The organism is Sinorhizobium fredii USDA 257, from assembly GCF_000265205.3.
Taxonomy (GTDB): Bacteria; Pseudomonadota; Alphaproteobacteria; order Rhizobiales; family Rhizobiaceae; genus Sinorhizobium; species Sinorhizobium fredii_B.
The window spans coordinates 1,363,942-1,382,812 of record NC_018000.1 but is presented as its reverse complement, the minus strand read 5'-3'; the positions used below and the strand labels follow the sequence as shown (position 1 = coordinate 1,382,812).

The following is an 18,871-nucleotide window of genomic DNA, read 5'->3' as shown; positions in this document are numbered from 1 at the left end:
GCACCCACGATTTGGTCAGTCAAATGAGCGTTACGACGCGCACATGTCCGCGCCGTTCGATGACGTCGATGACGACCCGTGTGCCGGAACGGTTTGCCGCAACGTCGACGGAACCAGAGCCGATCTGCAGGTTCCCGATTTCGAGCTCCTCGATGAAATCGGGCAGGTAGGGCGTGTCAAAAGTGATCTGCATCTGCTTCGTATAGAATTCAATTCCGAGGCAGGACTGGATCAGCGACAGGGGCGCTGCAGCGGCCCATGCCTGTGGGCTGCAGGCGACCGGGTAGAAGGTCGGGCCCTGGGCGCGCTGGCGCGGAAAACCGCAGAAGAGTTCCGGAAGGCGGCGCAGCTCGATATAAGTCGAGGCGGCAAACAGGCCCTCGAAGATCCGGCCGGCCTGCTGGCGGTAGCCGTAACGTGCCAGACCGAGTGCGATCAGCGCGTTGTCATGCGGCCAAACCGAGCCATTGTGGTAGCTCATCGGATTGAAACGTCTTTCGGTGACCGGCACGGTGCGGATTCCCCAGCCCGAAAACGAGGCGCCGGACATCAGCGTTTTTGCGACCACTTCGGCCCGCTCCGGAATGGCAAGTCCGGTGAGCAGGGCGTGGCCGGCATTGGAGGAGCGGACTCGGCAGGGCTGCTTGTCGCCGTCGAGGGCGAGCACATAGGTGCCGAGCTCGGCATCGAAGAAGACCGAGTCGAAACGATGCCGCAGATCGTCGGCCCGGCGGGTGAACTCTATGGCCCGATCCTCTTGACCCAGAACCCGGAGCATCCTCGAGGCTGCCTCCCAGGCGCCGTAGACATAGGCCTGTACCTCCACAATGGCGATCGGCCCTCTGGCGAGCGTCCCGTCCGCGTGGAAGACGGAGTCGTGGCTGTCCTTCCAGCCTTGGTTGATGAGCCCCTCCTCGGTCCGGCGGCCGTATTCGACGAAGCCGTCGCCATCGCGATCGCCGTGGTCATCGATCCATTTCAACGCAGCCTCGATATTCGGCCAAATCGTCCGGATCGTTGCGATGTCGCCCGTACGCTGCAGGTACTGTCCGGCCAGCATCACGAAAAGCGGCGTCGAATCGACGCTGCCATAATAGCGGCGGAACGGCACTTCCCGTAATTCGGCCATCTCGCCGAAGCGAACCTCGTGCAGGATCTTGCCTGGCTCGGCATCCGACAGGGGGTCGAAATCCGTCGCCTGGTTGGCGGCGAGATGCGCGAGAACGCCTCGCGCAATCTCCGGATCGAGCCACAGGGTTTCGATTGCGGCGATGATCGCGTCGCGGCCGAACACCGTGCTGAACCAGGGAATCCCCGCATAGGGATAGGGCCCCTCGTTGGTGTCGGTGATCAGCATATAGAGGTCGGATATGCTGCGGCGGACGACCTCATTGAAGACTTCGTTCGAACTCACGATCGACGCCGCCCGTCCCGATGATGAGCGCAGGGCCCGCCTAGCATCCCTCAGCGCAAAGAAGAACGACCTGTGACCGATCGTGATCGCCGGCTCACGCTGGCAATTGATCTCCAAAAACAGCGTTCGGCTTTGACCCGGTGTAAGACCGATCTCGTAAACCGCTTCGGCTGCCGACAGATGCGAGGGCGGCGGATCGAAGCCGAGGCGGGTCGTCCGCTTCTGACCGTCGAGACCAGTATAGGAGAGATGAACCTCGCCCCGCTTGGTTGTCGGCGGATGCATCTGCCCGCGCAGCTTGCGCTGCTTGCCGCGGACCTCGAACAAATCCGCAAAATCGGCCGCAAAGGCCAGCCTGATTTCTATCTGCTGCGGCCTCTCGTGAAAGTTGCGCACCAAAATCCGTTCGTAGCAGGTGCCATTCCAGAGAAAGCGGGATCGCCTGAGATGGATCGAATCATGGGCAAGGGCGACAGCGCCACTCTCGTCCAGAAAGTCGGGATTGGTGAGGTCGCAGGTCAACGTCGCGTTGTCGTCTCTGAGCGTCGAGGAGAGGAGCAATGGTCGAGTGCCATTGATCGTCACGGCAAGATGGGAGAGATGGCGGGTATCGCGATGAAACACCCCTTCGGGGCTGCCAGATCCGCAATAGGCATCGCCGTTGTGGTCGAACACGGCGAAGGTATCACCATGCTTCAAGGTGTTCGGGCGCCGCTCCTGCAGGGAAGTGGATGCCGCAACCGAATATTCGGGCGGCTCGGGGACCGGAGGGTCGACGATCGCAGAAGACATGGCGCTTCCCTTGGCACGCGCGCCGGGGCCCCGCGGGCGCCCGCGAATGTTCGTTAACAACAGCCTCCGAATTTTGTTCCGGCCCTCGGGGAAATAAGTGAGCGCCCAGGATAACGAGAGCGCCAGATCATTTTTGACCAGCCGATGGCCACTGCACTGGCGCCACCCAGGCGTGGAACGGCGCCGGCTGCGCACCTCACCTTGCCTCTATGGAACAAGGCTGCAAGTGGCTGGTTTGAATGACATAAACAGTCGCGTTTCGCGACGGGAGGAGCCAAAATGAACAATGAGACAAGCGGCCGCGGTCTGGGTGACCAACCCAGTTGGCCTGCAACGACGCCGGAACGTGCCGGCAGTCAGCCTGGCGCGGGATCAAGCGGAGCCGAGGGCGCCACGGACCGGTCGCTGCAGCAAGCCGTGCGCGAGGATCTGGATGAGCTCCGGCAATTTGCCGATGAGCGGACAGAAGAAGCGAAGGAAGCTGTCAGCCGAATCGCCGAGGACGAGAAAAACCTGACGGCACGCCAACTGAGCGGCGTCGCCATGGCCCTTGAGAAAGTCGGTGGCGAACTCGAACAGACGGACCAAAGGGCGCTCGGCCGATATGCCAAACAGATGGGCAGTTCGCTGCAAGGTTTCGCGCGCGACATCGAGGGTCGCGACCTCAGCGACATTGCCGGAATGGCGGAAGACTTCGGCCGAAAACAGCCGCTCGCCTTTCTGGGCATGGCGGCGATCGCCGGATTGGCCGCCAGTCGCTTTCTGACGGCCTCGGCTCATCGCCGCAGCAGGCGGAGCGTTTCCCAACCATCGTCGCCGTCGCCATCGCCATCGGCAAGCAACAAACCCGGTGAAGGCGGGTGGAATTTTGAGGAGGATCGGCGCAATGGCTAATCATCGGGACGACCGCCCCCTGTCGGAACTCATGACCGGGCTGGTGGCGGACATATCTGGACTCTTCCGCAAGGAAATCGATCTGGCCAAGGCCGAGGCATCCGAGAATGTGAACCGGGCGATAGGCAGCCTGGAGACGCTTCTCATCGGCTTGATCTTCGCGATCGGTGCCATCGGCGTGCTGTTGAGCGCGGCCGTCCAGGGATTGGCCGCCTTTCTCGTCGCACAGGGCGTGACCGAACCAAACGCGGATGCCTTGTCGGCTGTCGTCATAGGCGTCGCAATCGCACTCCTCGCTTGGGCGATGATCTCGCGCAGTCTCTCGACGTTGCGGGGCAGCAGTCTCAAGTTCGAGAGAACGGCCAGTTCGCTGCAGCGCGACATCGACGTTGTTAAGGAGAGAGTGCAATGAACGATTATTCCCACACGCACTCGGCCGCCGAACTGCAGCGAGAGATCGAGGCCGATCGCCAGCGGATCGAGGAAAAGCTCCACGCCATCCAGGAGCGCATGTCGCCGGGCCAACTGATGGACGAGGTGCTCGACTATGCCAAGACGAGCGGCGGCGCTGAATATCTGAGCAATCTCGGCGTGGCACTGAAGGCAAATCCCCTACCCGTGGCGCTGATGGGGGTAAGCCTCGCCTGGCTGCTCGCCAATCCGGGCTCACGCGCGCCACGATTCACGGACAATGCCGCTGACGAGTATCCGCTCGCGACAGTCGCGGGTTCGGTGAAACGAACCGGTCCGGTCGAGGAGAGCTTCGGCGAGCGCTACAGCCAGTTCGCCGATGAAAGCGGCAATCGCTTCAGGGCGATGACGGATGCTGCCGGGCGCCGCGCCGGTCATTTCGTCGACCAGAGCGGCAAGGTCTATCGCGGCTTTGCCGACGCAGCCGGCAAGCAGATCGAAGACATAAGGGACGAGACCGGTGCCCTGTTCGACGAGGCCTCCGGTTGGGCGTCCAGGACATGGCAACAGGTGAGTGCTTCGGCGAGCCGCATGTCCGACTCCATTGCGGAGACCGGCAGGTCTCTCGCTGGCAGCGTACAGTCGGCCGGCCGATCGCTGGAAGATCAGGGCGCACGTTTGAATGCGGCGATCCTCCAGCATTTCCGCGATCAGCCGCTCGTCGGCGGGGCGCTTGCCTTCGCCGTCGGCGCGGCGATCGGGGCGGCGCTGCCCCACACGGACACCGAGGACGAAGCCATGGGCGAGGCGGCGGACGAAATGCGCAGCAGCCTAGCCGCGAAGACGAATGCTGCGGTCGGCGACGCAATCGGGACGGCACAGGAAGCGATGGATAGGACGGGTGCTGCCGCACTGGAAGCGCACGACGCCGCCCGGGAGCGTGTCCGCGAAGCGCTTCGGGAGTGACGTTTCCGCGCGGCCCGTAGCAGATCGACGATCGCCGCGGTCCGGTCCACTTCGACGGGCGACACTGCTTCGTTGTGTCGTCCGTTGCGACACCCAGCTCTTCAGCATCGAGGTACTGCACGTCACCCTGCTCACGACCGTCTGAGTTCGATTATCCGCGGCGGGACTAAGCGGCGGATTTTCCAGTGTCCACTGGAATGCTCCTCCATCGGGCATTCGCTAAGGCATAGACCGGCCATTGTTCGTAACCGGCTCCTGCAACTCTCCGGCTGTTGACATTTTTTGCAGAACATGAAATTTCTTTCAGAAGGCGATAAAAATATCATGCAATGCAAAAATTATCACGCGGCGCAGCATCGGGTGGAGCAATGGCGATCATCGGGGGATTGGCGGTTCGAGATGATGAGGCAAGCATGGCGACGCGAGCTGCCTGGCTGCATTACGCCGGCGGGTTGACGCAGGCGGAAGTCGCCAAGCGCCTGGGCCTGACCTCGTTGAAAGCCCACCGCTTGATCATGAGGGCTAATCAGGAAGGCCTGGTGAAGGTCTATATCGATGGCGACGTTTCCGAATGCGTCGAGCTCGAGCAGAGGCTTTCCGGCCGCTACGGTCTCGACTACTGCGAGGTGGTGCCGGATTTCGACAGCGACGACCTGCCGTTGAAGGCGCTCGGCATATCGGGGGCACAGTTTTTGAGGCGGGAGATCGAGCGCGGCGAGACGGCGCTGATCGGTGTCGGCCACGGGCGAACGCTTGCCGCCTGCGTCGAATACCTGCCGCGCACCGCCAGCAACAACACGCGCTTCGTCTCCCTGCTCGGCGGCCTGACGCGCAAATTCTCGGCCAATCCGCACGACGTGATCCACCGTCTGGCGGAACGCACCGGTGCGGAAGCCTATGTGATGCCGGTGCCGTTCTTCGCCAACACGGTGGAGGACCGCGACGTGCTCTTCAGCCAGCGGGGCGTTCGCGAGGTCTTCGAACTGGCGAAGTCGGCCGATTTGTTGATGGTCGGTATCGGCACGGCCGAGCGCGAGGCATCGCTGGTCGCGACTGGCATGATCGAGATGAGCGAAATCGAGGACATCCAGCAAAGCGGCGCCATGGGCGAACTGCTCGGTCACTTCTTCGACGCGAAGGGCAGGCCGATCGAGACGGCGCTTTCCAACCGCACCTTCACGCTCGGCCGGGAGGACTTGCGGTACCGCCGCACCGTGGCGGTCGCCGGCGGCAGGATCAAGGCACGGGCGATCCGTGCCGTGCTCGAAAGCGGGCTCCTGAACGGGCTCATCACCGACGAGCGAACGGCGCAAGCGCTCGCCGTCTAGCGGGCAACATTTGAGGCCGCGGTAAGGGGAGGAAACCACCGCGGCCGGGAGGCAATGCCGGTCGGGTAGCCGGTCAGCTCAGCGGAGCATTCTTACCCGCAACGGAGGAGAGAACAGATGTATGAAAAGGAGAAAGACCTCATAAGCGCATTCCTGCGCGGGGAGGTGGACCGCCGCGGCCTGCTGAAGGGCCTGGGTGCGGCAGGTCTGACGGCCGGCACCGCAGGGACTTTGTTCAACATGATGTCGACCGAGGCGCTTGCCGCCGACTTCGACTGGAAGGCGCATTCCGGCAAGTCGGTGAAGCTGCTCTTGAACAAGCATCCCTATGCCGACGCTATGATCGCCAACCTGCGGGCCTTCAAGGACCTGACAGGCATGGAGGTCACCTACGACGTCTTCCCGGAGGACGTCTATTTCGACAAGGTGACGGCGGCGCTCTCATCGAGCTCGACGGAATACGATGCCTTCATGACCGGTGCCTACATGACCTGGACCTACGGTCCGGCCGGCTGGATCACCGACCTCAACGAGTGGATCAAGGATGCGTCGAAGACCAACCCGCAATATGGCTGGGACGATTTCCTGCCGGGCGTCAAGGCATCCTGCGCCTGGAACGGCCAGCCGGGCGGCGCGCTCGGTTCGGAAGACGCCAAGCAATGGTGCATTCCGTGGGGCTATGAGCAGAACAACCTCTCCTACAACAAGGAGATGTTCGACAAGGTCGGGGTCGGTGTTCCGAAGAACCTCGATGAACTGCTGACGACCGCCGCAAAGCTCACCAAGGACGTCGGTGGTGGCGTCTATGGCATCGGCGTGCGCGGCTCGCGTTCCTGGGCCACCATCCATCCGGGCTTCCTCTCCGGCTACGCGAACTTCGGCCAGAAGGACCTGAACGTTTCGGCCGACGGCAAGCTATCGGCCGCGATGAACACGCCGGAGTCGAAAGCCTTCCACGCCAAGTGGGTGCAGATGATCCAGGAAAGCGGCCCGAAGGACTGGTCGACCTATACTTGGTATCAGGTCGGCACCGACCTCGGCGCCGGCGCCTCCGCCATGATCTACGACGCCGACATTCTCGGCTATTTCATGAACGGCGGCGATAACAAGATGGCCGGCAAGCTCGCCTATGCGCCCTTCGCCGCCAATCCGGCCGCATCGGCACCGACGCCGAACATCTGGATCTGGTCGCTGTCGATGTCCAACTTCTCCAAGGACAAGGATGCGGCCTGGTACTTCCTGCAATGGGCGAGCGGCCTCGAGCACGCGATCTTCGGCGCGACCAAGATGGATTTCGTCAATCCGGTTCGGGCTTCCGTCTGGAAGGACGAGATCTTCCGCGAACGGCTGAAGAAGAGCTATCCGGGCTATGTCGAGATGCACGACATTTCCGCGCCGGGCGCCAAGATCCACTTCACCGCCCAGCCTTTGTTCTTCGACCTCACCACCGAATGGGCGGCGACGCTCCAGAAGATGGTGGCGAAGGAAGTGCCGGTCGACGAGGGCCTCGACAAGCTCGCCGAAAGCATCAACCGGCAGCTTGCGGAAGCTGGTCTCGGCTGATTGCGGCGATGCCGGTCTGTCCCTGGGCGGACTGGTCCACTGACGTTAACCGGGCATACGAGGAGGGGGCCTGGCTGCGCCGGCCGCGGCCGGCCCCTTCATCGCCATCGACAAGCAATTGAACGGAGCTGGCCATGGCTTCAGTGACGCAACCCGGGGCTAGGACCCGCGGGTTCAGGATCAGCAAGAGGGTTCTGCCCTATGTGCTTTCCCTGCCGGCGCTTCTCGTCTGCATCGGCATCCTGATCCCGTTTTTCTCGGCGGTGGTCTATTCCTTCCAGCGCTACCGGCTGAGCCAGCCCTGGGCACGCCAGTTCAACTGGGGTGAGAACTATCTGAATTTCTTCACCGATCCGGGCTTCTGGAACACGCTCAGGGTGTCGCTGCTCTATGCCGGCACCACGGTGATCCTGGAGCTTCTGCTCGGCCTCGGCATCGCGCTGCTCCTGCAGCGGCGCTCGACCGTGAACAACTTCATCTCGATCATGCTGCTGCTGCCGCTGATGACGGCACCGGCGCTGGCAGCGCTGATGTGGAAGCTGATGACCAATCCCGGCTTCGGGATCCTGAGCTATTTCGCCAGTCTGATCGGACTGGAGAACTTCCGCTGGGCATCCTCACCGGACACGGCGCTCCTGACCGTCGTACTCGTCGATATCTGGGTCTACACGCCCTTCATCATGATCCTGTTGCTGGCCGGCCTGCGCTCGCTGCCGACCCAGCCCTTCGAGGCGGCGGCGCTCGACGGCGTACCGCGCACCTTCGTCTTCTTCCGCATCACCCTGCCGATGTTGACGCCCTATATCCTGACGGCGACGCTCTTCCGGCTGCTCGACTCGATCCAGCAGTTCGACATCATCTATGCGATGACCCAGGGTGGCCCGGGTGATACGCTGACCGTCTTCCAGGTCGAGGCCTATCTCAACTTCTTCCAGTCGACCAATGTCGGCCGCTCCGCCGCGCTGCTGATCATCCTGTGGGCGATTACCTACGCGCTGTCGAACGTCTTTATCAAGAACTGGCTACGGCTGCGCGAACGCGCCCGCGGCGAGGCGTAGGAGGTCAAGATGGAAACCATGTCTCCGCTCGAACGGGCCCTGCGCGGCGTCGCCCTGACGTTGGTCGTCGTCTTCTTCATGTTCCCGATCGTCTGGATCCTGCTGATGTCCTTCCAGACAAACGAGACGATTCTCAGGATACCGCCATCGGTAGTCTTCACGCCGACACTCGACAATTATGCGGCATTGATCACCGGCAGGCTGCAGACCGCCGCCGGAACGCTCGACATCGCCTTCATGCGCAACCTCGGGAACTCGGTATTCCTCTCCGTCGTCTCAGTTGCCGTGGCGCTGCTCCTCGGCGTACCCGCCGCCTACGCTTTCGCGCGGCACAAGTTCAGGGGTTCGGAGGACATCGCTTTCACGCTGCTCTCCTTCCGCTTCGCACCGCCTCTGCTCGTGCTGCTGCCGCTGACCCAATATTTCCAGTGGCTCGGTCTCTCGAACACCTATTTCGGCCTCATCTGGGTCTACCAGCTGATCTGCCTGCCGCTCATCCTCTGGATCGTGCGCGGCTATTTCGAGGACATCTCGGCCGATGTCGAATATGCCTATCGCATCGCCGGCCATTCCTGGTTCGCGACCTTCCGCAAGATCGCCCTGCCGCTGGCGGGGCCGGGGATCGCGGCGGCCGGCCTGCTCGCCTTCATCTTCGCCTGGAACAATTTCGTCTTCGCACTGGTGCTGGCATCGGCTGACAAACAGCCGGTGACGGTCGGCGCGCTTGCCTTCGTCACCGCCTCGGGCATCCAATACGGCCAGATCGCCGCGGCCATCGTGCTGTCGATCACGCCGACGCTTGCTCTCGCACTCTACGCCCAGCGCTACCTCGTCGAGGGCCTGTCGCTCGGTGCGGTGAAGGGATAATCGCATATGACCACCCTGCAACTGAAGAACATCGTCAAGCGCTACAAGAGCCAGACGGTCCTCGACGACCTCTCGCTCGATGTCGGCGATGGCGAGCGGCTGGTGCTCTTCGGCCCGTCCGGTGCCGGCAAGACGGTGCTTCTGAGGCTCGTCGCCGGCGTCATCGATCCGGACGCGGGCCGGGTGCTGATTGGCGGCGAGGACATGACGGACGTCGATGCGGAGCATCGCGGCGTTGGCATGGCCTTCCAGAACTTCGCGCTGTTCCCGCATATGAGCGCCTTCGACAATATCGCCAGCGCACTGACGGCTCGCAGGTCGTCGAAGGAGGCGATCGCTGCCGGGGTCGAGAAGGTGGCGAAGCTCCTGAAGATTGACCACGTGCTCACTCACCATCCGAAGGCGCTTTCCAACGGGCAGAAGCAGCGCACGGCGCTTGCCCGCGCGCTGGTCGGCTCGCCGCCGCTGCTGCTGCTCGATGACCCTTTGCGCAACGTTGATGCCAAGCTGCGGTTCGAGATGCGCCTGGAACTGCCCCGGCTTCTCGCCGCGCAGGGCGCGACGGTCATCTACGTCACCCAGGACTACAAGGAAGCGATGGCGCTCGGCGACCGGATCGCCGTCTTGTTTGAGGGACGCCTGCGCCAGGTCGGCACACCGGCGGACATATACAACACGCCGGCGGAGATCGAGATCGCCCGGCTGTTCGGCGACCCGACGATCAATCTGCTCGACGTCGTGCCGCAGCGCGGCCCTGACGGCGCCTTCGCGGAACTCTCCGGCGTCCGCCTCCGCCTGCCAGGCTTCGGGGCGGAAATCGTCGGCAAATCGTGCGTCCTCGGCATCCGGCCGGAAAGCATCGCCTTCACCGAAGCCTCGGCGCCGGGTGCGATCCCCGTCAGGGTGGAGGCGGAAACGCCGCTGAACGAGAAGACCGTGACCCTGACGCTGACCGCGCGCGGCCGGGAAATCCTTGTCTCGCGTCCGGCCGGAACGCCGGGCCCGGTGGCCGGACCCGCGCACCTTGCCGTCAACAGCCGGGCGACCCTGCTGTTCGACAAGGAAAGCGGCCGGCTGATGCGGCCATCGGAGGTTGCCTCCAAGCGCAATGGAGAAGCGGCATGAGCGACATCGCGCTTTTGTTGAAGGACGTCGACAAGTTCTACGGCCCGATCGATTACGGCGTCCACGCCGTCAAGAAACTCAGCATGAATGTCAGAAAGGGCGAGATCATCGCGCTCCTTGGCTCGTCCGGCTGCGGCAAGACCTCGACCTTGCGGATGATCGCCGGCTTCGAGGCGGTGTCGCGCGGCAAGATCTCGCTTGGCGGCCGCGAGATCCAGACATTCCCGCCGGTTCGCCGCAATGTGGCAATGGCGTTCGAAGGCTATTCGCTCTATCCGCCGCTGACCGTGCGGGAAAACATCGCCTTCGCGCTCAAGGCTTCGAAGCTGTCGCACAGCACTGTCGATGAGAAGGTGGCGAGCATCGCCAAGCTGCTCGAGATCGAGGATATACTCGGCCGCTATCCGAGCTCGATCTCCGGTGGCCAGCAGCAGCGCGCCTCGCTGGGGCGGGCATTGATCCGCGACGCGAGCCTGCACCTGCTGGACGAACCGATGGGGCAGCTCGAGCCGCAATTGCGCGCCGTGCTGCGCGGTCGCATCAAGCACTACATCAAGGAACGCGGCCTGACCGCCATTCTCGTCACGCACGACCAGACCGAAGCAAATGCGCTTGCCGACAGCATCGCCGTCATGGAAGGCGGCGTGCTGCAGCAGTTCGACACGCCGCAGCGGATCAAGGAGCGGCCGGCCAATCTCTTCACCGGTACCTTCGTCGGCGAACCGCCGATGAACATCTTCGAGGCGAGCGTCACGGCCTCCGAAAGCCGCCTTGCCTTTGGGCTCAAGGACGGTATCCGGCTCGACTACGCGGCTTCCGATTTCTCGCATGCTGTCCGCGACGCGCTGACAAAACGCCAGCGGGTGGTTCTCGGCGTCAGGCCCTATGCGGTCAAGCGCAGTCCCGACGGTGTCACCGGCCGCGTCGCCGTCAATCAGTGGCTTGGCGACCAGACGCATATCGCCGCGGATTTCGCCGGCGGCACCTTGGTCCTGGTCGAGCACGATCGGACAAATCTCGAGGTCGGGCAGCCGATCGGAATCCGCCTCGAACCGGCGAGCCTCCACGTCTTCGATGGCGACAGCGGTATGGCGATCTCGCATGGAGAGGAGCTCGCCTGATGCGCGACATCCTGATCGGCATCGATGCGGGGACGTCGGTCATCAAGTCGGTGGCTTTCGACCTCGGCGGTCGGCAGATCGCCATGGCAGCCGTTCCGAACAGCTATGAGGCGGTGGGGCGCACCGGCAGCGTCCAGGACCTGCGCCGCACCTGGACGGATACCGTGAAAACCCTGGTCGAGCTTTCGACCAGGATCGAGAACCTCCCTGGCCGTGTTGCTGCGATCGCGGTGACCGGTCAGGGAGACGGCACCTGGATGATCGACAGCGTCGGCGAGCCGGTCGGCAAGGGCTGGCTCTGGCTCGACGCACGTGCGAGCGAGACGGTCGAGCGGCTGCGTGGCGACAGCGGCGATGTCGAGCGGTTCTCGCGCACCGGCTCCGGACTCGCCGCCTGCCAGCAGGGGCCGCAATTGCGCTGGATGAAGGACAATGCGCCGGAGATGCTTGCCGGCGCGACCACGGCCTTCCACTGCAAGGACTGGCTCTATTTCAACCTCACGGGCAAGCGCGCCACCGATCCATCGGAGGCGAACTTCACCTTCGGCGATTTCCGCACGCGCCAATATTGCGATGCGGTGATTTCCTTTCTCGGCCTAGAAAGTCTCAAGCACCTGCTGCCGGAAATTGTCGATGGCGCAACATCGCATCATCCGCTGTCGCAGGCCGCCGCGTCGGCGACCGGCCTCCCGGCCGGGACGCCCGTGGTGCTCGGTTATGTCGACGTGGTGTGCACGGCGCTCGGCGCCGGGCTCTATGACCCGGGGACCGACGCCGGCTGTTCGATTATCGGCTCGACCGGCATGCATATGCGCCTGGCGACGAGCGCCGATGACGTTCGGCTCAACCGGGACCTGACCGGCTACACGATGTGCATGCCGATCCCGAACACCTATACGCAGATGCAGTCGAACATGGCGGCGACGCTCAATATCGACTGGATCCTTTCGATCGCCGGCGGCGTGCTCAAGGGAATGGGGGTCGAGAAGTCCAAGGGCGAGTTGTTGGCGCATGTGGATGGCTGGCTGCAGGAAGCGAAGGGCACGCCGCTTCTTTTCGAGCCCTATATTTCCGAAGCCGGCGAGCGGGGGCCCTTCGTCGACGCCTCGGCGCGCGCCTCCTTCGTGGGGCTGTCCAGCACCCACGGCTTCGGCGACATGGTGCGCGCCGTCTTTGACGGCCTCGCCCTTGCGGCCCGCGATTGTTACGCCGAAATGGGGCCGCTGCCCGAATGCATTCGCCTGACCGGCGGGGCGGCGCGGAGCGCCTCTTTGCGCCGCATCCTCGGCGGTGCGTTGGGCGCCAGCATCCAGACCAGCGAACGCGAAGAGGCGGGTGCCGCGGGCGTGGCGATGATCGCCGCCGTTTCGCTCGGCATCTATCCTTCGATGGCCGATTGCGTCGGCGAGTGGGTGCGGCCGCACCAGCGACCGGCCGAACCGGCCGACGCGGCGCTCGTCCGTCGCTATGACGCGCTTTTCCCCGCCTACCAGCAGTCGCGCCTCGCGCTCAGGCCAGTCTGGCACGCGCTCTCCCACGCGGCCGGATCGGCAGATCAACAGGAAAGACCGAAATGAAGAAGATAGCCATCATCGGCGACCGGTTCATGCTGCCGGATGTGTTCCGCGACAAGATCGTCGCGGCCTGCGGCGACGGGCATGAGATCCGCACCCTCGAACAGCCCTGGCCGGACGTGGCGATGGAACATGGCTATGCGATCGAGGGCATGGATGGACTGAAGGAATATCTCGGCAAGCCGAACGAAATCGTCGATTTCATCGGCGACTCCGAAATCCTGGTCACGCAGCTTGCGCCCGTGTCGCGGGCGATGCTTTCGCAACTGCCGAACTTGAAGCTCGTCGCCGTCTCGCGCGGCGGTCCGGTCAATATCGACATGAATGCCGCCCGCGATGCAGGCGTACGGGTCGTCAATACGCCCGGCCGCAATGCGAGTGCGGTGGCGGAGTTCACGATCGGCGCCATCCTGGCCGAGACGCGGCTGATCCGGGTGGGCCACGAGGCGCTGAGGCGAGGCGAATGGCGCGGCGATCTCTATCGCGCCGACCGCACCGGGCGGGAGCTTTCGGAGATGACCGTCGGCGTCATCGGCTACGGCAACATCGGCACCAAGGTTGTCAGACTGCTGCGCGCCTTCGGCACCAGGGTGCTCGTCCATGATCCCTATGTGCAGCTCAGCGCCGAGGACCGCAATGCCGGTGTCGAGCACGTTTCGCTCGACGACCTGCTGGCGCGATCGGACGTGGTGACTCTGCATCCGCGCGTCACCGCAGAAACGCGGAACATGATGAACTCGGAGACCTTCGCGAAGATGAAGCCGGGGGCGATCTTCGTGAACACCGCACGCGGGCCGCTTTGCGACTATGAGGCGCTCCATGAAAACCTTGTCAGCGGCCACCTTTCGAGCGCCATGCTGGAGACCTTCGCGGTCGAGCCGGTGCCGGAAGACTGGCCGTTGCTGAAGCTCCCCAACGTCACCCTGACGCCGCACATCGCAGGTGCTTCGGTCCGAACCGTCACCTATGCAGCCGAAATGGCGGCGGAAGAGGTGCGCCGCTACATCGCCGGCCTGCCGCCGGTCAATCCGTGTTGAGGGCGGCGATGAGCGACACCGGGACATACGATCTTTTCGTCATCGGCGGCGGCATCAACGGCGCGGGCATTGCCCGCGACGCGGCGGGGCGGGGGCTCTCCGTCCTGCTTTGCGAGAAGGACGATCTTGCCCAGGGTACCAGCTCGCGATCCGGAAAGCTCGTGCATGGCGGCTTGCGCTATCTCGAATATTACGAGTTCCGGCTGGTACGCGAGGCGCTGATCGAGCGCGAGGTGCTCCTGGAATCGGCGCCGCACATCATCTGGCCAATGCGCTTCGTGCTGCCGCATAATCCGGTCGACCGCCCAGCCTGGCTCGTCCGCCTCGGCCTGTTCCTCTACGACCATCTCGGCGGCCGCAAGCGCTTGCCGGGCACCCGGACGCTCGACCTCAGGACCGCGCCGGAAGGCGCTCCGGTCCAGCCGGCCTATGGCAAGGCATTCGAATATTCCGACTGTTGGGTGGACGACGCCAGGCTTGTCGTCTCGAACGCGCTCGATGCAGCGAAGAGGGGTGCCCGGGTCCTGACGCGCACCGCCTGTACCAGCATCCGCCGCCGCGGCGATCTCTGGCATGTCGAGCTGACCGATGCAAAGACCGGCGCCAAGACCGAGGTCAAGGCGCGCTGCATTGTCAACACCGCCGGCCCCTGGGTCAACGACGTGATCGGCCGGGTCGCCGGGCTCAACTCGCGCCGCAGCGTTCGGCTCGTCAAGGGCAGCCATATCGTCGTGCCGAAGTTCTGGGAGGGGCGGCAGGCCTATCTCGTCCAGAATCCCGACAAGCGCGTCATCTTCGTCAATCCCTATCAGAACGATCTGGCACTGATCGGAACTACCGACATTCCCTACGAGGGACGGCCGGAGGACGTCGCGGCCGATGCCGGCGAGATCGCCTACCTGCTGAAGTCGGTGAACCGCTATTTCAAGCAGCAGCTCACCGATACGGACATCATCCAGAGCTTCTCCGGGGTCAGGCCGCTCTATGACGACAATGCCCAGAACCCTTCGGCGGTGACGCGCGACTATATTTTCGAGCTGGATGCGGCAAATGGAGAGGCACCGCTGCTTTCCGTCTTCGGCGGCAAGATCACCACCTTCCGCAAACTCTCCGAACATGCGCTGGAGCGGCTGAAGCCATTCTTTTCAAAGATCGGGCCGGCCTGGACGGCGGGTGCCCACTTGCCCGGCGGCGACATGGCGGATGCGGATTTTGACCAGTTCCTCGGCGAGCTTCGCGCCCGCTATCGCTGGCTGCCTGCCGATCTCGCCAAGCACTATGCCCGGCTCTACGGCACGCGGACACACGCGTTGATCGGCGGCGCCACCTCGATCGAGGAGCTCGGCACGGCCTTCAGCCGGCTTTTCCGCGAGCGCGAAGCCCGCTTCCTGATCGACACCGAATGGGCGCGTACGGCGGAAGATCTGCTCGAGCGCCGCACGAAACATGGCCTTCATATGAGCGAAGCCGAAAAGCGGGCCTTCGCCGGCTGGCTCGAGGGCCAGCAGGCAGCAGCATGAGAAAGGGGCAGGCGATGTTGCGAAGCTCCGAATTCGAAGCGCTTCTGGATCTATCAGCTCGCATCGGCGCCGATCCGGAGCTCGTCCAGGGCGCGGGCGGCAACACCTCGATCAAGGAGGGCGACACCCTCTGGATCAAGGCTTCGGGCCTCTGGCTAGCCGAGGCCAGTAAGCGCGATATTATGGTGCCGGTCGCGCTCGACCCGTTGCTCGACGCCCTGGAGCAGGACGATCCGGCGGCGGAGAAGGCCCAGGATTTCGTCATCGAGGCGCTCAACCCTTCCGGACTCAGGCCGTCGATCGAGACCACGGTGCACGCGCTGATGCCGCAGAAGGTGGTGCTCCACGTTCATTGCGTCGCGACGATCGCAGCCGCGGTGCAGACCAATGCTGCGGCCATCGCGGCCGAAAGGCTTGCCGGCATTCCTCATGCCTTCGTTCCCTATGCCCGTCCTGGCCTGCCGCTCGCCAGGGCGATCGGCGAACGGATCGACGCGGACACCTCCGTGCTGGTGCTCGGCAATCACGGGCTTGCGGTTGCCGGCGATACGATCGAGGATGCAGCGCTTCTTCTTGTCGACGTCTCGGATCGTTTTGCCGGGCTCGTCCGCACGGCTCCGGCTGCCGATCTGCCCACGCTGTCGCGCCTTGCCGTCAACAGCGCCTATCGCCTCCCCGAAGACGCAAGACTGCACGACGCCGCAACCGATCTCGAGAGCTGCAGGATTGCTGCCGGCGGTAGCCTCTATCCCGATCATGTGATCTTTCTCGGCAAGGGGTCGGTGATCGCCGCTCCGGAGGATACGGCGCTTTCGCTCGAGGAGCGTTTTCGCGGCGCCGGAGAGACCCTGCCGCCGGTTCTTCTTTTTCCGGGCAAGGGCGTACTGGTCCTCAAGGACGCCTCCGCCGGCGCGCTCGCCATGGCGCGCTGCCTCTCGGATGTAGCCTCGCGCATTCCGGCAAACGCGCGACTGCGTTATCTGACGGACGCGGAGAATGCCGAGCTGCTCGGCTGGGATGCGGAGAAATACCGCCAGCAGCTGAACCGGGCCGGGCAGGTGCTGCAATGAGCGGGGAAGGCAGACTCGTCCTCGGCATCGATGTCGGCACGTCCGGCGTCCGCGCCGTTGCGATGGACGGCGTCAGCGAGATCGTCGCGTCGGGCACCGCCAAACTTGCCGCCTTCTCCTCCGACCATCGTGATCCGCTCGGTTGGTGGAAGGCTCTGCAGGCGGCCCTTCTGGAGACGCTCGCGGCGATCGATCCGGCGCGCGTGCGTGCGATCAGCATTGACGGCACCTCCGGCACGATGCTGCCGGTCAGCGTTGACGGAGCGCCGCTCGCGACGCCACTGATGTATAACGATCCGATCGCCGACCTTGCCATCCTCGACAGCATTGCCGCGCATGCTCCAAAGGAAAGCGCCGCGCATGGCCCAACCTCCGGCCTCGCGAAGCTGCTGGCGTTTCAACCGCTCCCCGGCATCTTCCGTGTGATCCACCAGGCGGATTGGCTGGCCGGGCATTTTACCGGCCTCTACGACGTTACCGACGAGAACAATGCGCTGAAGAGCGGCTACGATCCGGTCAGCCGATGCTGGCCTGACTGGCTCGCCCACACCGGTGCGAGGACCGAACTGCTGCCGGACGTCATGCCGGCCGGCGCGCCCGTTGCGACGATCTCGCCGGCGGCGGCGGAAGCCTTCGGACTGCCGGGCGATACGGTTGTCGTTGCCGGGACAACGGACGGCTGCGCCTCATTCCTGGCCACCGGCGCCGACAAGCCGGGCGACGGCGTCAGCGCGCTCGGCACGACCTTGACGGTGAAGATGCTGTCGGACAGGCCGCTGTTTGCCCCGGACTATGGGCTCTACAGCCACCGGATCGGCGACATGTGGCTTGCCGGCGGTGCCTCCAACACGGGCGGCGCGGTGCTTGCCGCGCATTTCAGCGCCGAGCGGATCGCCGAACTTTCGGCGCCGATCGATCCCAATACGGAGACGGGGCTCGATTTCTACCCCTTGACGAAACCCGGTGAACGCTTTCCGATCGCCGATCCCAAGCTTATGCCGCGCATGACGCCGCGCCCGGCCGACGACGGGGAATTCTTGAAGGCGATCTTCGAGGGGATCGCCGGGGTCGAGAGCCTCGCCTATGAGCGGCTCGTATCGCTCGGCAGCCCCCGCCTTCGCTCAGTCCGCACCGTCGGCGGCGGCGCCAGGAACCCGGCCTGGACGGCGATCCGCGCGCGCAAACTCGGCGTACCGTTCCCGCCGGCGCGCTCCGAGGAGGCGGCCACCGGCACGGCGCGGCTTGCGCTTTCCGGCGCAAGGGAGGCGGGCGTGCTATGAGCGCCATCCGCACAATCCCCGGCATGTCGGCGATCGCCGACAGCTATGATGCCTTCCTGGTCGACCAGTTCGGCGTCTTGAGAGACGGACGCGAACCTTATCCGGGTGCCGCCGAGACGCTTGTCCGCCTCAAGCAGGCTGGCAAGCGGGTCATCATCCTATCGAATTCCGGCAAGCGCTCGGCGGAAAACGACCGCCGCCTGGCAGAACTTGGCTTCGAGCCCGGCAGCTGGGACTGGTTCCTGACGTCGGGGGAGGTCGCCTGGCAGCTCCTGAAGTGGGAAGGGGCGGCCGCAGAGGGCAAGACGCGTAAATGCCTGCTGATCAGCCGCGACGGCGACTTGTCGCCGCTGAAGGGCCTCGATCTCGTCCGGACCGAGAGCGGCGAGGAGGCCGATATCGTGCTGCTTGCGGGAAGCGAGGGCGACGTCCACCCGCTTGTCCATTACGAGGACCTGCTTCGACCCGCGGCGCGGCGCGGTGTCCCCTGCCTCTGCACAAACCCGGACAAGCTGATGCTGACGAGGACCGGTCTGGCCTTCGGCGCCGGGCGCATCGCCGAACGCTATGAAGGGCTCGGCGGCAAGGTCCGCTGGATCGGCAAGCCGTTCCCCGACATCTACGACTTCGCGCTCGATTTCCTCGGTCGGCCCGATCCGGCGCGGGTCTGCGCTATCGGCGACAGCGTCGAGCATGACATCGCCGGTGCGGCCGCCGCCGGGTTCGGTTCGGTGCTGGTCGCCACCGGCATTCTCGAGCACCAGTCGGAGGATGAGCGCCGGCGGCTCTTCGCCGAGCACGCTGCCATGCCCGATTTCATTCTCCCGCAATTTCTCTGGTAGCCAGGAGAC

General features: G+C 64.3%; 16 protein-coding genes. 15 read left to right on the top strand and 1 reads right to left on the bottom strand.

The window, feature by feature from the left end; genetic code table 11:
* Positions 1 to 19 precede the first annotated feature (19 nt).
* Entirely contained in the window at positions 20 to 2,206 is a 2,187-nt protein-coding gene (locus USDA257_RS06355) for an amylo-alpha-1,6-glucosidase (protein ID WP_014762082.1), read from the bottom strand.
* 279 nt (positions 2,207 to 2,485) lie between these two features.
* Here USDA257_RS06355 and USDA257_RS06350 point away from each other — a divergent pair, with 279 nt between their 5' ends.
* The 15 genes from USDA257_RS06350 to USDA257_RS06280 all read left to right on the top strand — a co-directional run bounded on the left by USDA257_RS06350 (position 2,486) and on the right by USDA257_RS06280 (position 18,862).
* Positions 2,486 to 3,100 carry a hypothetical protein gene (locus USDA257_RS06350; protein WP_014762081.1) on the top strand — a complete coding sequence of 205 codons (615 nt, stop codon included), beginning with the start codon at positions 2,486 to 2,488 and terminating at the stop codon, positions 3,098 to 3,100.
* Complete coding sequence (locus USDA257_RS06345) at positions 3,093 to 3,512, top strand: phage holin family protein (protein WP_014762080.1); 420 nt, start codon at positions 3,093 to 3,095, stop codon at positions 3,510 to 3,512. Before USDA257_RS06350 ends, USDA257_RS06345 begins: the two co-directional genes overlap by 8 nt.
* On the top strand, positions 3,509 to 4,477 hold the full coding sequence (locus USDA257_RS06340; protein WP_014762079.1) for a DUF3618 domain-containing protein: 969 nt from the start codon (positions 3,509 to 3,511) through the stop codon (positions 4,475 to 4,477). The genes USDA257_RS06345 and USDA257_RS06340 overlap by 4 nt, the downstream gene beginning before the upstream one ends.
* A 368-nt stretch (positions 4,478 to 4,845) precedes the next feature.
* The gene (locus USDA257_RS06335) at positions 4,846 to 5,805 is read left to right on the top strand and encodes a sugar-binding transcriptional regulator (protein ID WP_014762078.1); all 960 of its coding nucleotides are present in this window, start codon (positions 4,846 to 4,848) and stop codon (positions 5,803 to 5,805) included.
* Between the two features lie 117 nt (positions 5,806 to 5,922).
* On the top strand, positions 5,923 to 7,368 hold the full coding sequence (locus USDA257_RS06330; protein ID WP_014762077.1) for an ABC transporter substrate-binding protein: 1,446 nt from the start codon (positions 5,923 to 5,925) through the stop codon (positions 7,366 to 7,368).
* 134 nt (positions 7,369 to 7,502) lie between these two features.
* Positions 7,503 to 8,426, top strand: a complete 924-nt coding sequence (locus USDA257_RS06325; RefSeq protein WP_014762076.1) for a carbohydrate ABC transporter permease — start codon at positions 7,503 to 7,505, stop codon at positions 8,424 to 8,426.
* A 9-nt stretch (positions 8,427 to 8,435) separates the two neighbouring features.
* Positions 8,436 to 9,293 (top strand): carbohydrate ABC transporter permease, encoded by an 858-nt coding sequence (locus tag USDA257_RS06320; protein ID WP_014762075.1) that lies wholly within the window; start codon positions 8,436 to 8,438, stop codon positions 9,291 to 9,293.
* Between the two features lie 6 nt (positions 9,294 to 9,299).
* A complete protein-coding gene (locus tag USDA257_RS06315; protein ID WP_014762074.1) occupies positions 9,300 to 10,418 on the top strand; it encodes an ABC transporter ATP-binding protein in 1,119 nt (372 codons plus the stop codon).
* Positions 10,415 to 11,539, top strand: a complete 1,125-nt coding sequence (locus tag USDA257_RS06310) for an ABC transporter ATP-binding protein (protein ID WP_014762073.1) — start codon at positions 10,415 to 10,417, stop codon at positions 11,537 to 11,539. Before USDA257_RS06315 ends, USDA257_RS06310 begins: the two co-directional genes overlap by 4 nt.
* Complete coding sequence (locus tag USDA257_RS06305) at positions 11,539 to 13,116, top strand: FGGY-family carbohydrate kinase (RefSeq protein ID WP_014762072.1); 1,578 nt, start codon at positions 11,539 to 11,541, stop codon at positions 13,114 to 13,116. The genes USDA257_RS06310 and USDA257_RS06305 overlap by 1 nt, the downstream gene beginning before the upstream one ends.
* Positions 13,113 to 14,150: a 2-hydroxyacid dehydrogenase gene (locus USDA257_RS06300; RefSeq protein WP_014762071.1), complete on the top strand. Its 1,038-nt coding sequence runs from the start codon at positions 13,113 to 13,115 to the stop codon at positions 14,148 to 14,150. The genes USDA257_RS06305 and USDA257_RS06300 overlap by 4 nt, the downstream gene beginning before the upstream one ends.
* A gap of 8 nt (positions 14,151 to 14,158) precedes the next feature.
* Positions 14,159 to 15,670: a glycerol-3-phosphate dehydrogenase gene (locus USDA257_RS06295; protein ID WP_014762070.1), complete on the top strand. Its 1,512-nt coding sequence runs from the start codon at positions 14,159 to 14,161 to the stop codon at positions 15,668 to 15,670.
* Positions 15,671 to 15,684: 14 nt separating this feature from the next.
* Positions 15,685 to 16,740 (top strand): class II aldolase/adducin family protein, encoded by a 1,056-nt coding sequence (locus USDA257_RS06290; protein ID WP_014762069.1) that lies wholly within the window; start codon positions 15,685 to 15,687, stop codon positions 16,738 to 16,740.
* Positions 16,737 to 18,020: an FGGY-family carbohydrate kinase gene (locus USDA257_RS06285; protein ID WP_014762068.1), complete on the top strand. Its 1,284-nt coding sequence runs from the start codon at positions 16,737 to 16,739 to the stop codon at positions 18,018 to 18,020. The genes USDA257_RS06290 and USDA257_RS06285 overlap by 4 nt, the downstream gene beginning before the upstream one ends.
* Complete coding sequence (locus USDA257_RS06280; protein WP_014762067.1) at positions 18,017 to 18,862, top strand: TIGR01459 family HAD-type hydrolase; 846 nt, start codon at positions 18,017 to 18,019, stop codon at positions 18,860 to 18,862. The genes USDA257_RS06285 and USDA257_RS06280 overlap by 4 nt, the downstream gene beginning before the upstream one ends.
* The last annotated feature ends 9 nt before the right edge of the window (positions 18,863 to 18,871 follow it).

Coding starts and splice junctions, on each gene's coding strand:
- USDA257_RS06290 (WP_014762069.1), top strand. CDS start 15,685: ATGTTGCGAAGCTCCGAATTCGAAGCGCTTCTGGATCTATCAGCTCGC.
- USDA257_RS06305 (WP_014762072.1), top strand. CDS start 11,539: ATGCGCGACATCCTGATCGGCATCGATGCGGGGACGTCGGTCATCAAG.
- USDA257_RS06350 (WP_014762081.1), top strand. CDS start 2,486: ATGAACAATGAGACAAGCGGCCGCGGTCTGGGTGACCAACCCAGTTGG.
- USDA257_RS06280 (WP_014762067.1), top strand. CDS start 18,017: ATGAGCGCCATCCGCACAATCCCCGGCATGTCGGCGATCGCCGACAGC.
- USDA257_RS06300 (WP_014762071.1), top strand. CDS start 13,113: ATGAAGAAGATAGCCATCATCGGCGACCGGTTCATGCTGCCGGATGTG.
- USDA257_RS06335 (WP_014762078.1), top strand. CDS start 4,846: ATGGCGATCATCGGGGGATTGGCGGTTCGAGATGATGAGGCAAGCATG.
- USDA257_RS06320 (WP_014762075.1), top strand. CDS start 8,436: ATGGAAACCATGTCTCCGCTCGAACGGGCCCTGCGCGGCGTCGCCCTG.
- USDA257_RS06295 (WP_014762070.1), top strand. CDS start 14,159: ATGAGCGACACCGGGACATACGATCTTTTCGTCATCGGCGGCGGCATC.
- USDA257_RS06325 (WP_014762076.1), top strand. CDS start 7,503: ATGGCTTCAGTGACGCAACCCGGGGCTAGGACCCGCGGGTTCAGGATC.
- USDA257_RS06330 (WP_014762077.1), top strand. CDS start 5,923: ATGTATGAAAAGGAGAAAGACCTCATAAGCGCATTCCTGCGCGGGGAG.
- USDA257_RS06345 (WP_014762080.1), top strand. CDS start 3,093: ATGGCTAATCATCGGGACGACCGCCCCCTGTCGGAACTCATGACCGGG.
- USDA257_RS06285 (WP_014762068.1), top strand. CDS start 16,737: ATGAGCGGGGAAGGCAGACTCGTCCTCGGCATCGATGTCGGCACGTCC.
- USDA257_RS06310 (WP_014762073.1), top strand. CDS start 10,415: ATGAGCGACATCGCGCTTTTGTTGAAGGACGTCGACAAGTTCTACGGC.
- USDA257_RS06355 (WP_014762082.1), bottom strand. CDS start 2,206: ATGTCTTCTGCGATCGTCGACCCTCCGGTCCCCGAGCCGCCCGAATAT.
- USDA257_RS06340 (WP_014762079.1), top strand. CDS start 3,509: ATGAACGATTATTCCCACACGCACTCGGCCGCCGAACTGCAGCGAGAG.
- USDA257_RS06315 (WP_014762074.1), top strand. CDS start 9,300: ATGACCACCCTGCAACTGAAGAACATCGTCAAGCGCTACAAGAGCCAG.